The organism is Streptomyces sp. NPDC051243 (assembly GCF_044455405.1).
In the GTDB taxonomy this organism is placed as follows: domain Bacteria; phylum Actinomycetota; class Actinomycetes; order Streptomycetales; family Streptomycetaceae; genus Streptomyces.
Map to the genome: position 1 here is coordinate 394,163 of NZ_JBITES010000004.1, position 15,967 is coordinate 410,129.

18 protein-coding genes and 4 pseudogenes are annotated in these 15,967 nt (G+C 71.4%); 7 read left to right on the top strand and 15 right to left on the bottom strand.

Annotated elements, in window-relative coordinates:
* Positions 1-173: 173 nt before the first annotated feature.
* Positions 174-302, bottom strand: a pseudogene (locus tag ACIBAG_RS12345) (DUF5707 domain-containing protein); the annotation flags it as partial.
* A gap of 25 nt (positions 303-327) precedes the next feature.
* Positions 328-405, bottom strand: a pseudogene (locus tag ACIBAG_RS12350) (hypothetical protein); the annotation flags it as partial.
* A 15-nt stretch (positions 406-420) separates the two neighbouring features.
* Here ACIBAG_RS12350 and ACIBAG_RS12355 point away from each other — a divergent pair.
* Positions 421-936, top strand: a pseudogene (locus ACIBAG_RS12355) (response regulator); the annotation flags it as partial.
* An 82-nt stretch (positions 937-1,018) separates the two neighbouring features.
* Complete coding sequence (locus ACIBAG_RS12360) at positions 1,019-1,252, top strand: SCO4225 family membrane protein (RefSeq protein ID WP_399104509.1); 234 nt, start codon at positions 1,019-1,021, stop codon at positions 1,250-1,252.
* A gap of 23 nt (positions 1,253-1,275) precedes the next feature.
* On the opposite strand, the gene ACIBAG_RS12365 is transcribed toward ACIBAG_RS12360, so the two are convergent.
* A complete protein-coding gene (locus ACIBAG_RS12365; RefSeq protein ID WP_399103963.1) occupies positions 1,276-1,803 on the bottom strand; it encodes a hypothetical protein in 528 nt (175 codons plus the stop codon).
* A 96-nt stretch (positions 1,804-1,899) separates the two neighbouring features.
* On the opposite strand from ACIBAG_RS12365, the gene ACIBAG_RS12370 reads away from it, so the two are divergent.
* Complete coding sequence (locus ACIBAG_RS12370; protein WP_399103964.1) at positions 1,900-2,880, top strand: hypothetical protein; 981 nt, start codon at positions 1,900-1,902, stop codon at positions 2,878-2,880.
* A 140-nt stretch (positions 2,881-3,020) separates the two neighbouring features.
* On the opposite strand, the gene ACIBAG_RS12375 is transcribed toward ACIBAG_RS12370, so the two are convergent.
* Both ACIBAG_RS12375 and ACIBAG_RS12380 read right to left on the bottom strand, forming a co-directional pair.
* Positions 3,021-3,917, bottom strand: coding sequence for an RNA polymerase sigma-70 factor (locus tag ACIBAG_RS12375; protein ID WP_399103966.1), 897 nt, complete (start codon positions 3,915-3,917; stop codon positions 3,021-3,023).
* Positions 3,918-3,951: 34 nt separating this feature from the next.
* Positions 3,952-5,151, bottom strand: a complete 1,200-nt coding sequence (locus tag ACIBAG_RS12380; protein WP_399103967.1) for an NAD(P)/FAD-dependent oxidoreductase — start codon at positions 5,149-5,151, stop codon at positions 3,952-3,954.
* 301 nt (positions 5,152-5,452) lie between these two features.
* Here ACIBAG_RS12380 and ACIBAG_RS12385 point away from each other — a divergent pair, with 301 nt between their 5' ends.
* Both ACIBAG_RS12385 and ACIBAG_RS12390 read left to right on the top strand, forming a co-directional pair.
* A complete protein-coding gene (locus ACIBAG_RS12385) occupies positions 5,453-5,944 on the top strand; it encodes a hypothetical protein (RefSeq protein WP_399103969.1) in 492 nt (163 codons plus the stop codon).
* Positions 5,941-6,261 (top strand): transcriptional regulator, encoded by a 321-nt coding sequence (locus ACIBAG_RS12390; protein WP_399103971.1) that lies wholly within the window; start codon positions 5,941-5,943, stop codon positions 6,259-6,261. The genes ACIBAG_RS12385 and ACIBAG_RS12390 overlap by 4 nt, the downstream gene beginning before the upstream one ends.
* A gap of 116 nt (positions 6,262-6,377) precedes the next feature.
* Here ACIBAG_RS12390 and ACIBAG_RS12395 read toward each other — a convergent pair whose 3' ends face one another.
* Positions 6,378-7,124, bottom strand: a complete 747-nt coding sequence (locus ACIBAG_RS12395; RefSeq protein ID WP_399103973.1) for a phosphotransferase family protein — start codon at positions 7,122-7,124, stop codon at positions 6,378-6,380.
* Positions 7,125-7,186: 62 nt separating this feature from the next.
* Positions 7,187-8,371: a macrolide family glycosyltransferase gene (locus ACIBAG_RS12400; RefSeq protein WP_399103975.1), complete on the bottom strand. Its 1,185-nt coding sequence runs from the start codon at positions 8,369-8,371 to the stop codon at positions 7,187-7,189.
* Positions 8,372-8,547: 176 nt separating this feature from the next.
* Here ACIBAG_RS12400 and ACIBAG_RS12405 point away from each other — a divergent pair, with 176 nt between their 5' ends.
* Positions 8,548-9,948 (top strand): M1 family metallopeptidase, encoded by a 1,401-nt coding sequence (locus tag ACIBAG_RS12405; RefSeq protein WP_399103977.1) that lies wholly within the window; start codon positions 8,548-8,550, stop codon positions 9,946-9,948.
* A 430-nt stretch (positions 9,949-10,378) separates the two neighbouring features.
* On the opposite strand, the gene ACIBAG_RS12410 is transcribed toward ACIBAG_RS12405, so the two are convergent.
* The 8 genes and pseudogenes from ACIBAG_RS12410 to ACIBAG_RS12445 form a co-directional block, all read right to left on the bottom strand.
* Entirely contained in the window at positions 10,379-10,714 is a 336-nt protein-coding gene (locus ACIBAG_RS12410) for a hypothetical protein (RefSeq protein ID WP_399104511.1), read from the bottom strand.
* A 149-nt stretch (positions 10,715-10,863) separates the two neighbouring features.
* On the bottom strand, positions 10,864-12,333 hold the full coding sequence (locus ACIBAG_RS12415; RefSeq protein WP_399103979.1) for a DEAD/DEAH box helicase: 1,470 nt from the start codon (positions 12,331-12,333) through the stop codon (positions 10,864-10,866).
* 146 nt (positions 12,334-12,479) lie between these two features.
* On the bottom strand, positions 12,480-12,683 hold the full coding sequence (locus ACIBAG_RS12420) for a cold-shock protein (RefSeq protein ID WP_399103981.1): 204 nt from the start codon (positions 12,681-12,683) through the stop codon (positions 12,480-12,482).
* Between the two features lie 231 nt (positions 12,684-12,914).
* A complete protein-coding gene (locus ACIBAG_RS12425) occupies positions 12,915-13,253 on the bottom strand; it encodes a MerR family transcriptional regulator (protein WP_399103983.1) in 339 nt (112 codons plus the stop codon).
* A 167-nt stretch (positions 13,254-13,420) separates the two neighbouring features.
* On the bottom strand, positions 13,421-13,591 hold the full coding sequence (locus tag ACIBAG_RS12430; RefSeq protein WP_399103985.1) for a hypothetical protein: 171 nt from the start codon (positions 13,589-13,591) through the stop codon (positions 13,421-13,423).
* A 22-nt stretch (positions 13,592-13,613) separates the two neighbouring features.
* Positions 13,614-13,971: pseudogene (locus ACIBAG_RS12435) on the bottom strand (PRC-barrel domain-containing protein).
* A complete protein-coding gene (locus ACIBAG_RS12440; protein ID WP_399103987.1) occupies positions 13,968-14,477 on the bottom strand; it encodes a DUF5994 family protein in 510 nt (169 codons plus the stop codon). Before ACIBAG_RS12440 ends, ACIBAG_RS12435 begins: the two are co-directional and overlap by 4 nt.
* A gap of 108 nt (positions 14,478-14,585) precedes the next feature.
* Positions 14,586-14,906, bottom strand: coding sequence for a hypothetical protein (locus ACIBAG_RS12445; protein WP_399103989.1), 321 nt, complete (start codon positions 14,904-14,906; stop codon positions 14,586-14,588).
* Between the two features lie 193 nt (positions 14,907-15,099).
* On the opposite strand from ACIBAG_RS12445, the gene ACIBAG_RS12450 reads away from it, so the two are divergent.
* Positions 15,100-15,756, top strand: a complete 657-nt coding sequence (locus ACIBAG_RS12450) for a hypothetical protein (RefSeq protein WP_399103991.1) — start codon at positions 15,100-15,102, stop codon at positions 15,754-15,756.
* Positions 15,757-15,967 lie beyond the last annotated feature (211 nt).

Genomic DNA, 15,967 nt, shown 5'->3' on the forward strand with positions numbered 1-15,967 from the left:
CGCTGTTGTCCTCGTGTTGTTGCCCGAGGGTCAGCGTGTGACGTCGAAGGTGGCGGCGCGGGGTACGAACGCCGTGTCCCCGTCCTTGGCCGTGGCCAGTGCCGAGACGCACCAGTGCCCTTGTCCAGCTCGGCCGCCTCCCGCTTCGTGACCTTCAGCGTGTAGGTGCAACGGGTGGTGTCGTCCGAGGTGCCCCGGCACTCGGCGACCTCCGCCGAGCGAAGCTCCGCCTCGGTCGGGTCGAGCTGCGAACTCGCGGGCCAGGCAAGGAGCTTGAGGTCCCGGGAGGCCCGAGTCGTCAGTCACGTCCACGGTGTAGGTGAGCGAGCCGGCGCTGTCGTCGGACGGAGCCAGGTAGCGGGCCGAGCCGTTCTCCAGGGCCGGTTCCGTGGCGGCCGAGGCCAGGGCGAGGCCGCCGGCGCCAACTCCGCCGAGGAACTGTCCCCCGACGTGGTCGTCATGGACGTACGCATGCCCGAGCTGGACGGCATCGCCGCCACCCGCATCACCACCGGCCGCCAGGACGCGCCCCGGGTTCTCGTGCTGACCACCTTCGACCTCGACGCGTACGTCTTCGACGCACTGCGCGCCGGTGCCTCGGGCTTCCTCCTCAAAGGACGTACACCCCTCCGGACTGGTGCAGGGCATCCGGGTCGTGGCGGCCGGAGAGAGCGTGCTCGCCCCTCCGCGACCCGCCGCCTCATCGGCCACTACGCGTCCGGCCCGCCCGCCGCGGTCCCGGCCGGGAGCTCCCCCGAGCCGGACGTCCTGACCGTCAGCCAGCGCAATGTCCTCACCGTGGTCGCGGCCGGCCTCACCAACGCGGAGATCGCCGAGCGACTCGGCATCACCGTGGGCACCGTGAAGTCCCGCGTGAACGCGCTGCTCCGCAAACTCGGCCTGCGCGACCGCGTACAGGCGACGATCCTCGCGTAGGACCTCGGCCTCGCCCGCGGAACCCACCCGGCGCTCACCTCTGACCACCGTCCTCTGACCACCGTCCTCTGACCACTGGCTACTGGCCACCGCGACGCAACCAAGGAGTCCGGCGGGCGACAGTTCGAGCGAGTCCACGGCGGGTGTCATACCGCTCCTCGCAACCGCCCCCGCCAGCCTCGTGTACCTCGTGCTGCCGGACAACACCGCGATGTACATCAGCGCCGTCGCTCTCGGGGCGGAGGTCAACGCCGAGATCATCGGCTGGTGCACCCGCGCGCTGCGCCGCGGCGGCCGCCCGGACGCGGCGTCCTGAGCCCCGGCACCCGCTGCGCGTTCTCAGTGCGTCAGAACGATCTTGAAAAGGATGATCAGCAGGCCGAGCAGCAGGTTGACCGATGCGGTGGCGGCCATGAGCTGCCGCGACGCACCGGCGCGGCGCGCCGCGGCCACGGACCAGCCCACCTGGCCGGCCACGGCGATGCACAGGGCCAGCCAGACGGCACCTCGCACGTCCAGCCCCAGCAGCGGACTGACGGCCACCGCGGCGGCCGGCGGGACGGCGGCCTTGACGATCGGCCACTCGTCACGGCACACGTGCAGCACGATCCGGCGGTCGAGGGCCTGCAGTGCCAGGCGCGCGCCGAACAGCTGGGCGTGCACGTGCGCGATCCAGAACACCACCGCGGTGAGCAACAGCAGCAGTACCAGTTCGGTGCGGGGGAACGAGCCCAGGGAGCCCGCGCCGATCACCACGGAGGCCGCGAGCATGGATCCGTAGACGCCGCCCGTGTAGTCCGCGTGGGCCCGGCGCTCGGCGCGGCGCTCCGTGCGGGCCGCGGCCGGGCCGGTCTTGTTCCTGGTCACCGCTGACTCCTTCCGACGACGCGGGGGAAGGGCCGCGGCGCGCTGGCACAAGAGACAGAACCGATTATTTGGGCAAAACGGCATGGATCGTGGAAGATGCGATTTGTGCCGCGCCGGGAGAATCTGAGAACGGCGGGTTCCCGCAAGGAGCCCTCCCCCGAACGCTCGCTGCTGGCGTCGGTCGTCACCGACCCCGGGAATCTGCCCGAGATCCTCGCCGGCTTCGCGGTCCGCCGTACCGGTCCGGCCGTGCCTGAGGCGATCGCCTCTCTTCGGCGGAACCATCCCGACGCCGACGAGGCGGAGCTCCGGGCCCGGGTCGTCGCTCGCGGCCGACGGACCGTCGTATCGGAGGGCGCCCTCGTGGGCGGCCCGTTCCTGCTGCTCATTCCCGTCGCGTTCTGCGCGGCGCTGCTCCGCCAGGCACGTACGCTCCTGGAACTGGCCGCCCTCGACGGCCGCGACCCCACCGCGAGCGCCCGCGCCGGGGAACTCCTCGTCCTCCAGGGCGTCTACGAGGACACCCGGCAGGCGCAGGACGCGCTCACCCGTACCGGACGCGCCGCCCCCGCCGCCGCCCCCGCCCGCTGGAAGCGATGGGTGGCCCTGTGGGACGTCACCGTGCGCATGGCCCGTCTCCTCGGCCTGCTCACGCCGGACGACGAGAGCCCGGCCACGGGCGGACGCGTACGCCGGCTCGCCGTCCAGGTCTGGCGGTGGCTGCTCCTCGGAGTGGTCTTCCTGGTCGGACTGGTCGCCCCCCTCGTGTGGCTCCCGTACCTGGCGGTGGCCTACCAGCGCAACGACGCCCGCCTGGCAGACCGTGCCCTCGCCTACTACTTCGCCGACAGCGCACCCGCCCCGCGCCATCGGACCTCCCGACTCGAACCGGAAGTGATGACGGCCGCACTCCGCGCGCTCCTGTCCCTCCTCGTGCCGCTCGCCCTCACCGCCATGACCTTCCTGACCGGCCTGCGCATCGCCGAGAGCCGCTGGCCGGTTCTCGGCATCACCCTGGCCACGGCGTCCGCCGCGGTCGGCGCGCTCTGGTACTGGCGCCGCCGCCGGCGCTCCTGACCGTCATCCGGCAGTTGACCGCTGGCGGTCCGCCACCCGGCCGGACGACGTCCTGCACCACGACGTCCACGAGCAGGCGCCGCCCCTGCCCGCCTTCACCGCGGGCCGGTCCGACAACACCGGTCGCATCGGGGGAACGGTCAGCGGGAGACAAGGGGGGTTTCGGACTCGACGCGGGTGAGCTTTTCCGGGTTGCGGACGTAGTAGAGGCCGGTGACTCGGGCGTTCTCCACACGGAAGGCGAGCACGCCGTCGATCTCCCCGTCCAGGCGCAGGACGAGTCCGGGGTTGCCGTTGACCGTCGTCGACTCACCGGTGAGGGTGCCGCCGGCCTTGTGGATACTGCCGGCCATGTACCGGAGGGCTTTTTCAGCGCCGACGATGGGCTGCAGGGCCGCCAGTCTGAGGCCGCCGCCGTCGCTGACGAAGACGACGTCCGGGGCGAGTACGTCGAGCAGCCCCTGCAGGTCCCCCGTCGCGAGCGCCCGCTGGAACGACTTCGACGCTTCCCGGGCTTCTTCCGGGGAGGCCGGTGTGCGCGGTCGGTGGGCGTCGACGTGCCGGCGGGCGCGATGTGCGATCTGCCGTGCGGCGGCCGGGGTCTTGCCGATCGCGGTCGCGATGTCGTCGTAGCCGAAGTCGAAGACCTCGCGCAGCACGAAGACGGCGCGCTCGGTCGGTGAGAGGGCTTCGAGGATGAACATGAGTGCCAGCGACAGGTTCTCGGCCAGTTCGACGTCCTCGGCCACGTCCGGCGCGGTGAGCAGGGGCTCGGGCAGCCAGGGGCCGACGTAGGCCTCCTTGCGCCGTTTGAGGGCGCGGAGCCGGTTGAGTGCTTGCCGGGTCGTGATCCGCACCAGGTAGGCGCGTCGGTCCCGCACCTGTGCCAGGTCGACCTTGACCCACCGCAGCCAGGTCTCCTGCAGGACGTCCTCGGCGTCCGCCGCCGATCCGAGCATCTCGTAGGCGACGGTGAACAGCAGGTCGCGGTGGGCGACGAAGGCCTCGGTCGCCGGGTCGGTGACGCGGTCGTTCATGTCGTGCGCTTCGCTCTCTCGTGGCCGGCCCCGGCTAGGCCGCGCGTCGGGTGCCGGACGGTGTCGTGGGGTGTTCCGGCCGAGGCGGCTGCGGGCGGTCGGTGCCGTCGCCGTGGGCTGGGCGGGAACTGGCCCTGCGTGCCCCGGACACCAGCTTGTCGAGGGTGAACCGGCAGGCGATCTCCTTGACGCCGGCACCGAGCCCCCCGCTGAGGCCGAGCGCGTTCACCTTGTCGTTCGGGTAGGAGAACTGGGTGACACCCTCCTTCCGGCCGAGGCTGAGGCACTGTCCGGCGAAGAACATCCGGACGGAAGCGGTCTTCTTCCCCGCGATCCGGCGCAGGATCGTGTCGGCGGCGGCCGGGCCGAGCTGCACGGCGGCCTGGCAGCTCATCCGGAACGGACGCTCCGGCATCACCGCGGCGTCCCCGGCGGCGACGATGCGTTCGTCGTCCACGCTGGTCAGCGTCGTGTCGGTGAGCAGGCGCCCTTCGGCGTCCGTGCGCAGCCCGCTGCGGGCGGCCAGGTCCGGGACACGGAATCCGGCCGTCCAGATCGTCACCGCGCTGGGCAGCACGCGGCCGTCGTCGAGCCGAACGGCGTCCTGTGTCACCTCCGTCACCTGCGCACCGGGACCCTCGAGGACGGTCACTCCCAGCTCGGCGAGCCGGCGGGCGACCGGGCGGCGAACCCGGGCATGCAGGGAGGGGCCGAGCACATCGCCGCAGACCAAGGCGACCGGGCGGCCCGCTTCCGCCAGCTCGGCAGCGGTCTCCAAGCCCGTCGGGCCGGCCCCGACCACGGTCACCGCAGCCGTCACGGGCGTCGCGTCCAGCGCCGACCGCAGCAGTTGCGCCCCCTCGAAGTCCGACACCCGATGAGCGAATTCCGCCGCCCCGAGGACGCCTGGATCGCAGGCGCCGCTGCCCACCGCGTAGACGAGGTAGTCGTACGAGACCGTGTCACCGCCCGCCAGCGACACCCGGCGCTCGGCGGTGTCGATCCGGGTCGCGGTGTCGACCACCAGCCGGACGTTTTCGCCCAGGACCTTGCCGAAGCTCTCGACCGCGTCGTCGGAGCCGGTCACGAGCTGGTGCAGGCGGATCCGCTCGACGAAGTCGGGACGCGGATTGACCAGCGTCACCGACACGCCGTCGCGCCGAGCCAGTCTGTTGGCCGCCGTCACGCCCCCGTACCCGCCGCCGACCACCAGCACCTTGACGTTCCCGTTCATGATGTCTCCTTGTGTTGTGGCTTCGGCATGGAGACACCGGTCGCGCGGGCGGTGTGACAGCCCGCGGGTGAGACGTGGCGCACATCGGCTGCCGCGGAAACGCCGTACCTCGGGCACCGTCGGTGAACGCCGGCCCTGAACCGATGGCCAACGGCGCCAGACCGACGGTCTCCGGTCGTCTCACCCGCGCGACGACCGACGCGGCCACCACTTTCACCGGTTGTGCGGGACAGCTGTCGGAGCGGCAGCACCGGAGACTCGTCTCTTTCCGTACTGGAAACTGTCCGCTACTCTTTCCGACATGGAAACTCACGGGGTACGACTGACGCCGGAGCAGGCCCATGCCGCCCTGGCCGACACCGAGCACATCCGGGCCTCCACTGCGGCGCTGTCGGCCACACCGTGGCCCAACTGGTTCTTCGCCACGCTCACGCTCTACATCGCCGCGCTCCCGATCACCTACGGCGGCGTCATGGCCGACTCGGACTGGCTGCTGCCGCGCCCCGCCTGGATGGCCATCCTGCTGACGAGCACCGCGGTGTACGTGGGGCTCTTCGCCGTCGCGGCGAAGGCGTGGCGCGCCAGGACCGGGGTGGCGCTGCGGTTGGACGTGCTGCCGAAGCGGGCGACCGTGCCGCTCGCGGTCGGCCTGCCCGTGCTACTGGTGGCGGCAGCGCTCGCTTTCCGCGTCACGGGGCGGCCGGTATGGCTGATCGCGGCCTCGCTGATCGGTGCCGCCGTGTCCGTCGGCTTCCACCTCGCCTTCGTCCGTCTGCACCGGAAGACCCCGTGAGCGCCGAGACCCACGACCGGCTGGAGGGTTTCGACACCACCATCCACGCCCCGAACCGGCTGCGCGTCTGCGCCCTCCTGGAGGCCGCGGGCGAGGCGGAGTTCGGCCTGGTCCAAAAGCAACTCGACCTCTCCGCCTCGGCGCTGAGCAAGCACGTCACCGTGCTGATGGACGCCGGCTACGTCGAGCAGCGCAAGGCAGTCCGCGACACCCGGCAGCGAGTGTGGCTCCGGCTGACCCGGCGAGGTCGGGAGGCATATCAGGGGCACCTCGAGGCGCTGCGGGCGATCGTGGGGCCGTCGGATCCGGCTCTCTGATCATGATCCGGGCCGGATGAGGGCGCGGCGCGACCGTGCCGGCGCAGGGACGCAGACGCGTCTGCGCCAAGCCCGATGGCCGCCCGCCGCGCCCATGCACGGCCCAGTGCGCGGCCTCACATCCGGGATCTCAGCACGTCGACTTCACAGCCCGGCGCGAAGGGGTCGAAGCCGTGCTCGATCAGCCAGCGAACTGCCAGCAGGCTCCGCAACGACCACCACGCGTGGATCACGTCGAGGTCGATGTCGGTGCCATAGCCGGCGATGACGTCGTCCAGGTGCTCCTCGTGTCCGAGCGTGAAGGTGGCGAGGTCGTACAGCGCATCACCCTGGCCCGCCTCGGACCAGTCGATGATGCCGGTGACCTCGTCGCCGTCGACGAAGACGTGCGCGATCTGCAGGTCGCCGTGTGTGAACGCCGCAGTCCACGGCCGGAGCGCGGCCTCGGCGACCTGGCGGTTGCGGGTGACGAGGTCGGCGGGCAGGACGCCGTTCGTCACGAGCAACTCGCACTCGTCGTCGAGTTCCGCCGCCAGCGCGACGATGCTGCGGCCGGCCCGGCCCGGCCGGGGCGGCAGGGGTGCTTCGTGCAGCTTCCGGATGGCGGCGCCCGCCGCGGCCCACGCCGCCGACGACCCGGTCGACGGCCCGCCGAGGCGCCCCAGCGTCGTTCCCGGGAGTGCGGCGAGCGCGAGCACGGGCGGCTTGCGCCACAGGACCTCCGGGGTCGGGACCGGCGCGAGGGACATCGCCTCGACCTCGACGTCGACGCGCGCCTGATCGCCGTCCACCTTCAAGAACACGTCACCGACGCGCAGAGTCGCGCGCTCGGAATGGGCGACGACGAGTTCGACCTCATCCATGGGCGGCCAGTATTCCGGGGACGATCGCCCACGTCGCCAGGTTTGTCGCCTGCCCCGCGCTGTCAGCCCACCCTCACCTCGGCCAGGTGCTCCTCGATCAGATTCGCGGCCCGGCGGGTGCCGCCCTCGGCGCGCACCTCGGACCACAGCCATGCCGACCGCGTGGCGACCTGCGGGTCGCCGATGAGCTCCATCAGGGCGGTGCGCAGCGTCTCTGCCGTGATGTCCGCGGTGTCGATCCGGCGGGCGACGCCCAGTTCGACGAGCCGGTCGGCGTGGAGGCACTGGTCGGGCCCGTCCGGTACCGCGATCATCGGCACACCCGCGTACAGGCCCTCACCGCTGCTGCCCACACTGGTGCGCGTCACCCATACGTCCGCCTGCTCGAGAATCGTCGACGGCGTTCCCCACGGCCGTACTTCGAAGTTGCGAGGAACCCGCTCGGGGGTGTCGCCGTCGCTGCCCGTCTGCAGCACCACATGCCACCCCGGGAGATCCGCGAACGCCGCCGCACACTGCTGGTAGATCTCCTGCGGCCCGGCGTGCGCCGAGCCGGCCAGCGACACCAGCAGCACCTTCTGCGCACCGGCCGGCCGCATCCAGCCGTCCTGCTCCTGGCCGGTGCCGAAGCACGGGCCGACAAACGTCACCGCATCGGTGTCGACCCGTTCCGCATGTGGCTGCAGGGCGCGCGGGATCATGGCCAGCACTCGCCGTGGGCGGCCGGTGAACTCCTCCACGTCCGTGGTCACCGCACCGCACCGGGCCAGCCAGGCGGCGAACCGCGCGCGATGGGCGAGTCCTCCGGGCAGGTGGGCGAATGCCGCGCCGATTTCCTCCTGGGCACCCTCCCAGGCCACATGCGTCGCAGCCAGCTGGACGTGGCCGCGGCCCTGCGCCTCGGCCAGCGCGCGGCCCGCGTACGCGCCGACATCGTAGAGGTACAGGTCGGCGGGATCGTCGTCGTACGCCGCCTGGAGCTGCGGCAGTACGGCCATCGCCTCGTCCAGGAAGAGTGAGGCGGAGGCGATGGGGTCCTGCGGCCAGGCGCGGTCGCCGACCGGAAGGGTGGACGTGATGCCGACCAGCTCGGCGCCGGTGGGGGTGATCAGCTCGGCGACCGGGGCGGCGGTGGCGTACGTCACTCGATGACCGCGGGCCACCAGCTCACGGATGATCTCCAGGCCGGGCAGCACATGGCCGATCAGAGGCGTGCCGACCATGGCGATATGTGCAGGACGGGGCATAACCGGACTTCCTTGGATTGAGGTCTACGGCAGAGAAAACGCCGAGGAGCCCCCCGGGGAAACGCAGCCCTTGAACCGGACCGGCGGCGTCCGCACCGGCCTGGTCGGCGGTAGTGGTCCGGCTGGAGTGGCCGGCAACCGCCGATTGTCAGACCGGTGTGGCAGGATCCGCTGCCATGTCGTCGTTACGCCCACCCGCGTGGTGGTCAAGGGCCGGTCGTCGTCTGCTCGTTGTCGCGCTCGCCTTGTTCGTGGCGGCGGGCGCCACCGGTGCCGGTGCCGGTGCCGGTGCCGTGACGGCACCGGCATCCAAGGCCGCGACGCCCGATCGGCTTCACTACGACGTGTCCCTGCGCGGCGACGCCGACGGCTCCCGCTGGACGGGACGGCAGCGGGTGTCGTTCCGCAATGCCGCCGACCGGCCCCTGCGTGAGGTGTACGTACGCCTGTGGGGCAACGGCGTCGACAAGTGCGGCACGCCGGGCAAGCCGCCCCCGGTCAAGGTCTCCAAGGTGCGCGGTGGCACCGCGGGCCGCCTCACCGTGAACTGCACCGCGCTTCCCATCACCCTGCCCAAGCCGCTCGCGCGCGGCGAGCGGACGGCCGTCTCCTTCGACGTGTCCGTCACCGTGCCCCGGCGCAACGACCGCTTCGGCCGCGAGGGCGCGTTCCGCTTCCTGGGCAATGCGCTGCCGGTGCTGGCCGTGCACGATGCGAAGGGTTGGCACCTCGATCCGTATGTGTCGACCGGCGAGAGCTTCTACGCCCTGGCGAGCGACTTCCGTGTGCGGATCGACCACCCGTCGGCCCTCAAGGTCCCCGCGACGGGCCGCACTTGGACCCGCCCCGGCGAGCCCGGGCGCACGGTCACGCACAGCGTCGCGCAGCGGGTGCGGGACTTCGCGTGGGCGGCGGGCCCATTCCGTACGGCGACGGAGGTCTCGCCCGGCGGTGTGCGTGTGAAGTCGTACTGGGCGCCGAACACGCCCGCGGCGGGTGTACGCCTCAACCGCAGGGACGGCGTCGCGGCCGTCGACCGGTTCGGCAAGGAGTTCGGCCGCTATCCCTACGGCGAGATCGACCTCGTGATGACCAAGGACTTCGGCGGCGGTATGGAGTACCCCGGCCTGGTCGTCCTCGGCACCACCGAGGAGGGCGGCGCCGTCGTCCACGAGGTGGCGCACCAGTGGTGGTACGGCATCGTGGGCAACGACGAGTACGGCGCGCCCTGGCTGGACGAGAGCTTCGCCCAATACGCCAACGCGCGCTTCTACGGCTGGGACACACGCGACTGCTGGTCGGACGTCGAGTGGCCGAGCGAGCACACCGCGCTGACCAACTCGATGGCCTACTGGAGCAAGCACCGAGGCGAGTACCACCTCGTCTACACGGCCGGCTCCTGCGCCCTGGCCCGCCTGGAGCGCACCATCGGAGCCGACACGATGGCGCGACTCCTCAAGCGGTACGCCCGCGACCACTGGTACGGCGTCTCCACCACCGCCGACTTCAAGAAGGCCGCACAGTCCGTGACGGACACCGACGTGGACCCCTTCTGGACGAAGCACCGCATCCGGTGAACCGTTTGAGGATCAGCCGAAGAAATCCGCCCGCACCGCGGAGGGACGCAGCCCACGTACACCTGGGAGCGAGCCAAGCCGGGCGGCGCCGACGAAGGCGGCACGCGAGGATGAGCCCGTGGACGACCTCATAGCGTTCCTCCGCGCCCGCAACGAGGAGGACAACCATGCCTATGCCTACGTGAGTGACACCTTCGGCGGCGAGGCCCTCCTCGGCAGTCACCTGCCCATGCTCGACCTGATCGACATGCTGGCGCGGGACTTCAAGGTGATGGATCCCTCGGACTCGCGCGTTGCCGGTCTCGCCTACGCGCTTCGCGTCCTCGCGCAGTCCTACGACGGGCACCCTGACTACCGCGAACGTCGGCGTGGTGCACAAGCCCTGACGGTGCGGTCGTGGCGCTGCCACGGTCCGGACACGCGACGCTGGTCAGCAGGGGAGAGCGAGGATGCCCAAGGCGTAGCCGTGCTCGTCGATCACGGGGGACACGTCCAGGGTCCGCACCCGCATGGCGGCTTCCGCCTCGCTGAGTACGGCCATGGACGCGGTGAACGGTCCACGGTCGAGCGGGATGTCCCGCAGCTGTGTCCGGTCGCGGTACCACGAGCCCCCGCGGTGCGCGGACAGCTGCGCCCGGGTGACCAGTCCCGCGCACCGCCCGTCCGCGTCCTGGAGGAGCAGATGCGGGACGCGGGCACTGATGAGCACGGACAGCGCCACGTCGACGCTCATGTGGTCGTCCACCTGAGGCCCTGGAGCGTGCATGGCGTCCCGGGCGGTCAGGCCGGTGCCGTCGGCGCTCTCGGCCGGCCGGGTGCCTGCTGGAATCAGCGGCAAGGGCTTCTCCTCTTCGTGGGGGCGGGCCGGACGGGTGAAGGCTCGACCGGCCGCTGGGTGCGCGTCCCGGTGTCCGGCTAGGGGTTGTTCCTCGGCGTGGAACGGCGAGTTCGGGCGGTGGTGCGTCCGCTTCTGCCGCGGCCGGTACCTCGTTTCCTCCGGCTCCGGTCCGCGGAGCCCGTGTGCTCGCTCTGCTCGGCGACGGGTGCGGTGACGGTGACGGGCACGCCGGAGGGGGCCCGGGCGCCGGTGATGCGATGCAGCTCGGCCTCGCCCGGGCGGATCCGGACCGAACGCGGTGTGATGCCGGCGTCGGCCATCAGACGGTCCACCGCGCGACGCTGGTGCGGCAGGACGAGGGTGACGACGGTGCCGGACTCGCCGGCGCGGGCGGTACGGCCGCCGCGGTGCAGGTAGTCCTTGTGATCGCCGGGCGGGTCGACGTTCACCACGAGGTCGAGGTCGTCGACGTGGATCCCGCGGGCGGCCACGTTGGTGGCCACCAGGACCGTGACGTGGCCGTCCTTGAACTGCGCCAGCGTCCGGGTGCGCTGCGGCTGGGACTTGCCGCCGTGCAGGGCGGAGGCCCGCACGCCGACGGACAGCAGGTGCCTGGCCAGCCGGTTGGCCGCGTGCTTGGTGTCCAGGAACATGATCACTCGCCCGTCACGTGCCGCGATCTCGGTCGCGGTGGCGTGCTTGTCGGACTCGTGCACGTGCAGCAGATGGTGCTCCATGGTGCTGACGGAGCCCGCGGACGGGTCGACCGAATGGACGACGGGGTCGTGGAGGTAGCGGCGTACCAGGAGGTCGATGTTGCGGTCCAGGGTGGCCGAGAACAGCAACCGCTGGCCGCCGGGCCCCACTTGGTCGAGCAGTGCGGTCACCTGGGGCATGAACCCCATGTCGGCCATCTGGTCGGCTTCGTCCAGGACGGTGACGCCGACCTGGTCCAGCCGGCAGTCGCCCCTCTCGATGAGGTCCTTGAGACGCCCGGGCGTCGCGATGACGACCTCGGCTCCGTCGCGCAGCGCATTCGCCTGGCGGCCGATGGCCATGCCGCCCACCACGGTGGCGAGCCGCAGGCGCAGTGCGCGCGCGTAGGGGGCGAGCGCGTCGGTGACCTGTTGGGCCAGTTCCCGGGTGGGCACGAGGACGAGGGCCAGGGGGTGCCGGGGCCGGGCCTGTCGCCCGTCGAGCCTGGCCAGCACGGGCAGGCCGAAGGCGAGCGTCTTGCCCGAGCCCGTACGTCCACGGCCCAGCACGTCCCGTCCGGCCAGCGCGTTCGGCAGCGTGGCCGCCTGGATCGGGAAGGGCACGGTCACGCCCTCGGCGCCGAGCGCGGCCAGCAGGCGTTCGGGCATGTCCAGTTCGGCGAACGTACCGACCGCCGGCAGCGGCACCGTGCTGGTGACCGGCGGGGTGAACTCCTGGGGGCGCACCGCGGAGCGTGCTCCCGGAACGCGATTTCTGCCTGCCGAGCGCGCGGAGTTTCCGTCAGCACGGAAGCGACCGGAACCACCGCCGTTACGACGGGTGCGGTTCATGGAGGAACCTTCCTCGATGCGGCGTATCGAGGAATTCCGTCCAGCAGCGGGAGGCGGACGAGGATTCGCAAGAATGAGCCGAAGAAGAAAACGAAAAGGCCCGCACCCCAAGAGTGCGGGCCTTGGTCAAGCGTTTCGCGTCAGCGTCAGGCGGGAACGATGTTCTCGGCCTGCGGGCCCTTCTGGCCCTGCGTGACGTCGAAGTTCACCTTCTGGCCTTCCTGAAGCTCGCGGAAGCCCTGGGTGGCGATGTTCGAGTAGTGGGCGAAGACGTCCGGGCCGCCACCCTCCTGCTCGATGAAGCCGAAGCCCTTTTCCGCGTTGAACCACTTCACGGTGCCAGATGCCATATTGAATCTCCCTTTGGGGGCAGTGCCGGATTCCGCACTTTACGGATCCGAGTCGCCGCTGTGATCACCCCTCCGGAAAGATCCGGAAAGCTCTGCAAAGAATCAAATCTCCGGCAACCAAAACTGCAACTGCTATCACGTTAACACAGGGTCGGACGGAGGGGGCCATGGATTCTCGGGTCGGCCGGAAATTTCTATTCCGTCGTGGCATGTATTTCTGTAACCGCGGGACTAGGTATCCGGGCCGCCCGCGTCCAGCTGCCGGCGCATCTCCCGGTTCAGGCGCAGGGCGTCGTCGAGCTGGTCCTCGAGAGAGATGATGCGGCAGGCGGCCTCGATGGGGGTGCCCTGGTCGACGAGTTCCCGGGCGCGGGCGGCCCTGCGCAACTGGCGGCGGGAGTACCGGCGGTGGCCGCCCTCCGAACGCAGGGGAGTGATCAGCTCGGCCTCGCCGACCGCGCGCAGGAAGGCCGGGGTGATGCCGAGGACGTCGGCGGCCCGGCCCATGGTGTAGGCGGGGTAGTCGTCGTCGTCGAGGTTCCCGGCGACAGGGGCGTTCTCAGCGGGCATGGCACCTTCGTTTCGGGGACGCGGTGAGGGACCCGGCCGTGCGCGGCACCTGTGCGCCGAAGGGGCCGGCACCGACTGCCTCGTGCGACAACCTTAACTCCAGCGGGAACGGACAGCTGTCCTCGCCGTGACAGACTTTCCCCCGCCGCCGCGTCCGGGCCGAACGGTCAGCGCACGGGACGCCGACGAACGCGCCGTGCCCCCACCACCGCGACGAACGCCACATCGGCCAGGAAGAGCACGACACCGATGGCCAGCAGATAGCCCAGGCCGTCCGCCGCCGCACCGATGATCCCGAGGACGACGGCCACCAGCAGGAGCAGCAGGAAGGTCACCATCGGCCTGATCACCTCCTGGTGATCAGCGGCGCGCGAGTTGACGTTCGCCATGGGCGCCCGGGCGGTACGCCATGTCGTAGTAGCGGAAGATCGTCTCCTCCTGCTCGGCCGGCAGTACGTCGTCCGTCCCCGATCGAAGGCGCCTTCCGCACCGTCCCCTTGGTACGGGAGACCCTGACGTAGTCCGGCCCCAGGACCACCTCGTCGAGCGGCACGAAGACCAGACGATGACGGGTGGGCAGCCCCGTCCGGACCGTGGCCATGGCCGGTTCGTCCGTGGCCGTGTCCACGTAGACGGATTCGAGTACGCCGATCTTGCGCCCCTTGGGATCGACCACGTCGTGTTCGCGCCACTCCCGGACATCGGCCGCGCGGATCATGACGGCTCCGTGTGTCCGCTGCCGAAGGGGGACGGGAAAGGACCGGTACCGGTGTCCACGAGGATCTGCCCCGCCCCTTTGAGGTTGTCGACACGCACCGCCTGGCCCATCGCTGCCCGCGCCGCGTCGGGCGGTGTGTCCGGCGGTACGACGAGCAGGGAGAAGAGGTCCTGACCGCCTCGGGTGACCAGGACGGTGTCGTCGCCCACCGACGACGCGTCGATGTGCACGACCCGGCCGTCGACGACCAGGCGCGTCGGCAGTCCGTCCCAGGCGGCGGAGTCCAGGCCGACCCGGGCGACGGGCCCGATGTGTTCGGTCAGCGCACTGACCAGACCGGGCAGTTCGGCGGCGACGTCACGGGAGCGCGGCCACCACGCGCCGTCGAGGACTCCTCGGCGCTCATGAGTCGTCTCCAACCGCAGCAAGGCGGTCCCGGGGCGCACGGACTCATGGACGCCGTCCGGAAGAAGTCCCGACGAGGGCGAGGGATCGGTACCGGGCACTGTGCTCACCTGCCTGTGCGGTTCCGGCAGCGGCTCACGACCATGGGCCGGCGAGGCCAGGAGCCGACGTCCCGGACTCTCCTCCCACGCTACTCCTGCGGCCGTCCGTCAGCCGGGCTCGTCGGTGTGCGTGCGCCGGGCCTGGGAACGGCTGCTGTCCAGCCAGGGCGAGGGCGCGGACGGGGCGTCGGCGGCGCGGCGGGTGTCGACCGTCAGGTGGAGCAGGGTGCCGCGCCCGTCGGGTCCGGTGGGATAGCTGCGGGGTTCGTCGGCGGAGAACACCTGGCGCAGAGCATCGGCGACCCGCTGGGCCGTGGCGGGATCCGCGGCGACGACGCGTACCTCGGCGAGTCCCTCGCCCGCGGGCGGGGCCCACCGGACCTCGGGGGTGCTGTCGACGTCGTCGGAGCGCTCGGACCTCGATCGCATGCACGTCACCGCTCTCCGCCGTCGTTGCCCCCCGGTAGGTCCACCGTACGCCCGAGCCGTCCGGGCCGGACGTGGGCGGGAGTACGGTGAAAGGGCCGAGGGTTCCTCGCGCGCCGCCTCCCATGTCGGTGCCGTTCTCGGCGGACGACGACGCCGGGCCGGTCTCGTCCGGGCCCGGGGCAGGACGCGCCTCATGACCGTGAACGGGCTCGATCAGAGGGGTAGGCAGGGGCCGTCGCCCCTGGCGGGGGAGCGCATCCGCCCCCTGTCGCGATGGCAGATCGAGGACCGGCTGGAGGAACTCGGTGACCTGTACGCGCAGACCTCCGGAGGCGATCCGCGGGCGTGGAACCAGGACCGCCGGCTGTTCCTGCGCGCACTTGCCGTCGAGGTGCAACGACCGGGCTTCGCCCTGCTGGTCGCGGAGAGGGGCGTGCTCCGGGAACCGCCCGGAGCGGGCGTCGTGCTGACGGGGTGCGCCTACGGCTTTCCGGTACGAGCGCACGGGCCCTGGTGGCGAGGTCTGGACGGGTACCTCCCGCGGGATCTGCTCAGGCTCGCGGCCTCCGGGAAACTCTTCGCGATCTCCGGGCTCTTGGTCCATTCCGAAGTGCGCACCCAGAACCAGGGCCGTGACTGGAACCTCGCCCGGCGCCTTCAGCGCCGACTGCTCGCCGACCACTCCGCCGCGCTCACCGACCGTCCCGCGGTGCTCGGCGTCATACTGGTGGACCGCCGCGACACCGTGACCCTTCGGGCACTGCGCTCCTGGGGATGGCGCTCCGTCACGGCCGACTCCAAGGACGCGCCCCCGTCAACACCATGCCGCGCCCTGGTCGTGGGGCCGTGACGGCGGCCGGACGTATCCGGTACGCGACGTCCGGTCGGCAAATCCGCGTCCTGGCGCGCGCTCGGAACCCTCGCCGGAGGAAGCCGCGCGCTCCTCAAGTGGGCGCCGCCGACGGGCACCCAGAACCAGGGCCGTGACTGGAACCTCGCCCGGCGCCTTCAGCGCCGACTGCTCGCCGACCACTCCGCCGCGCTCACCGACCGTCCCGCGG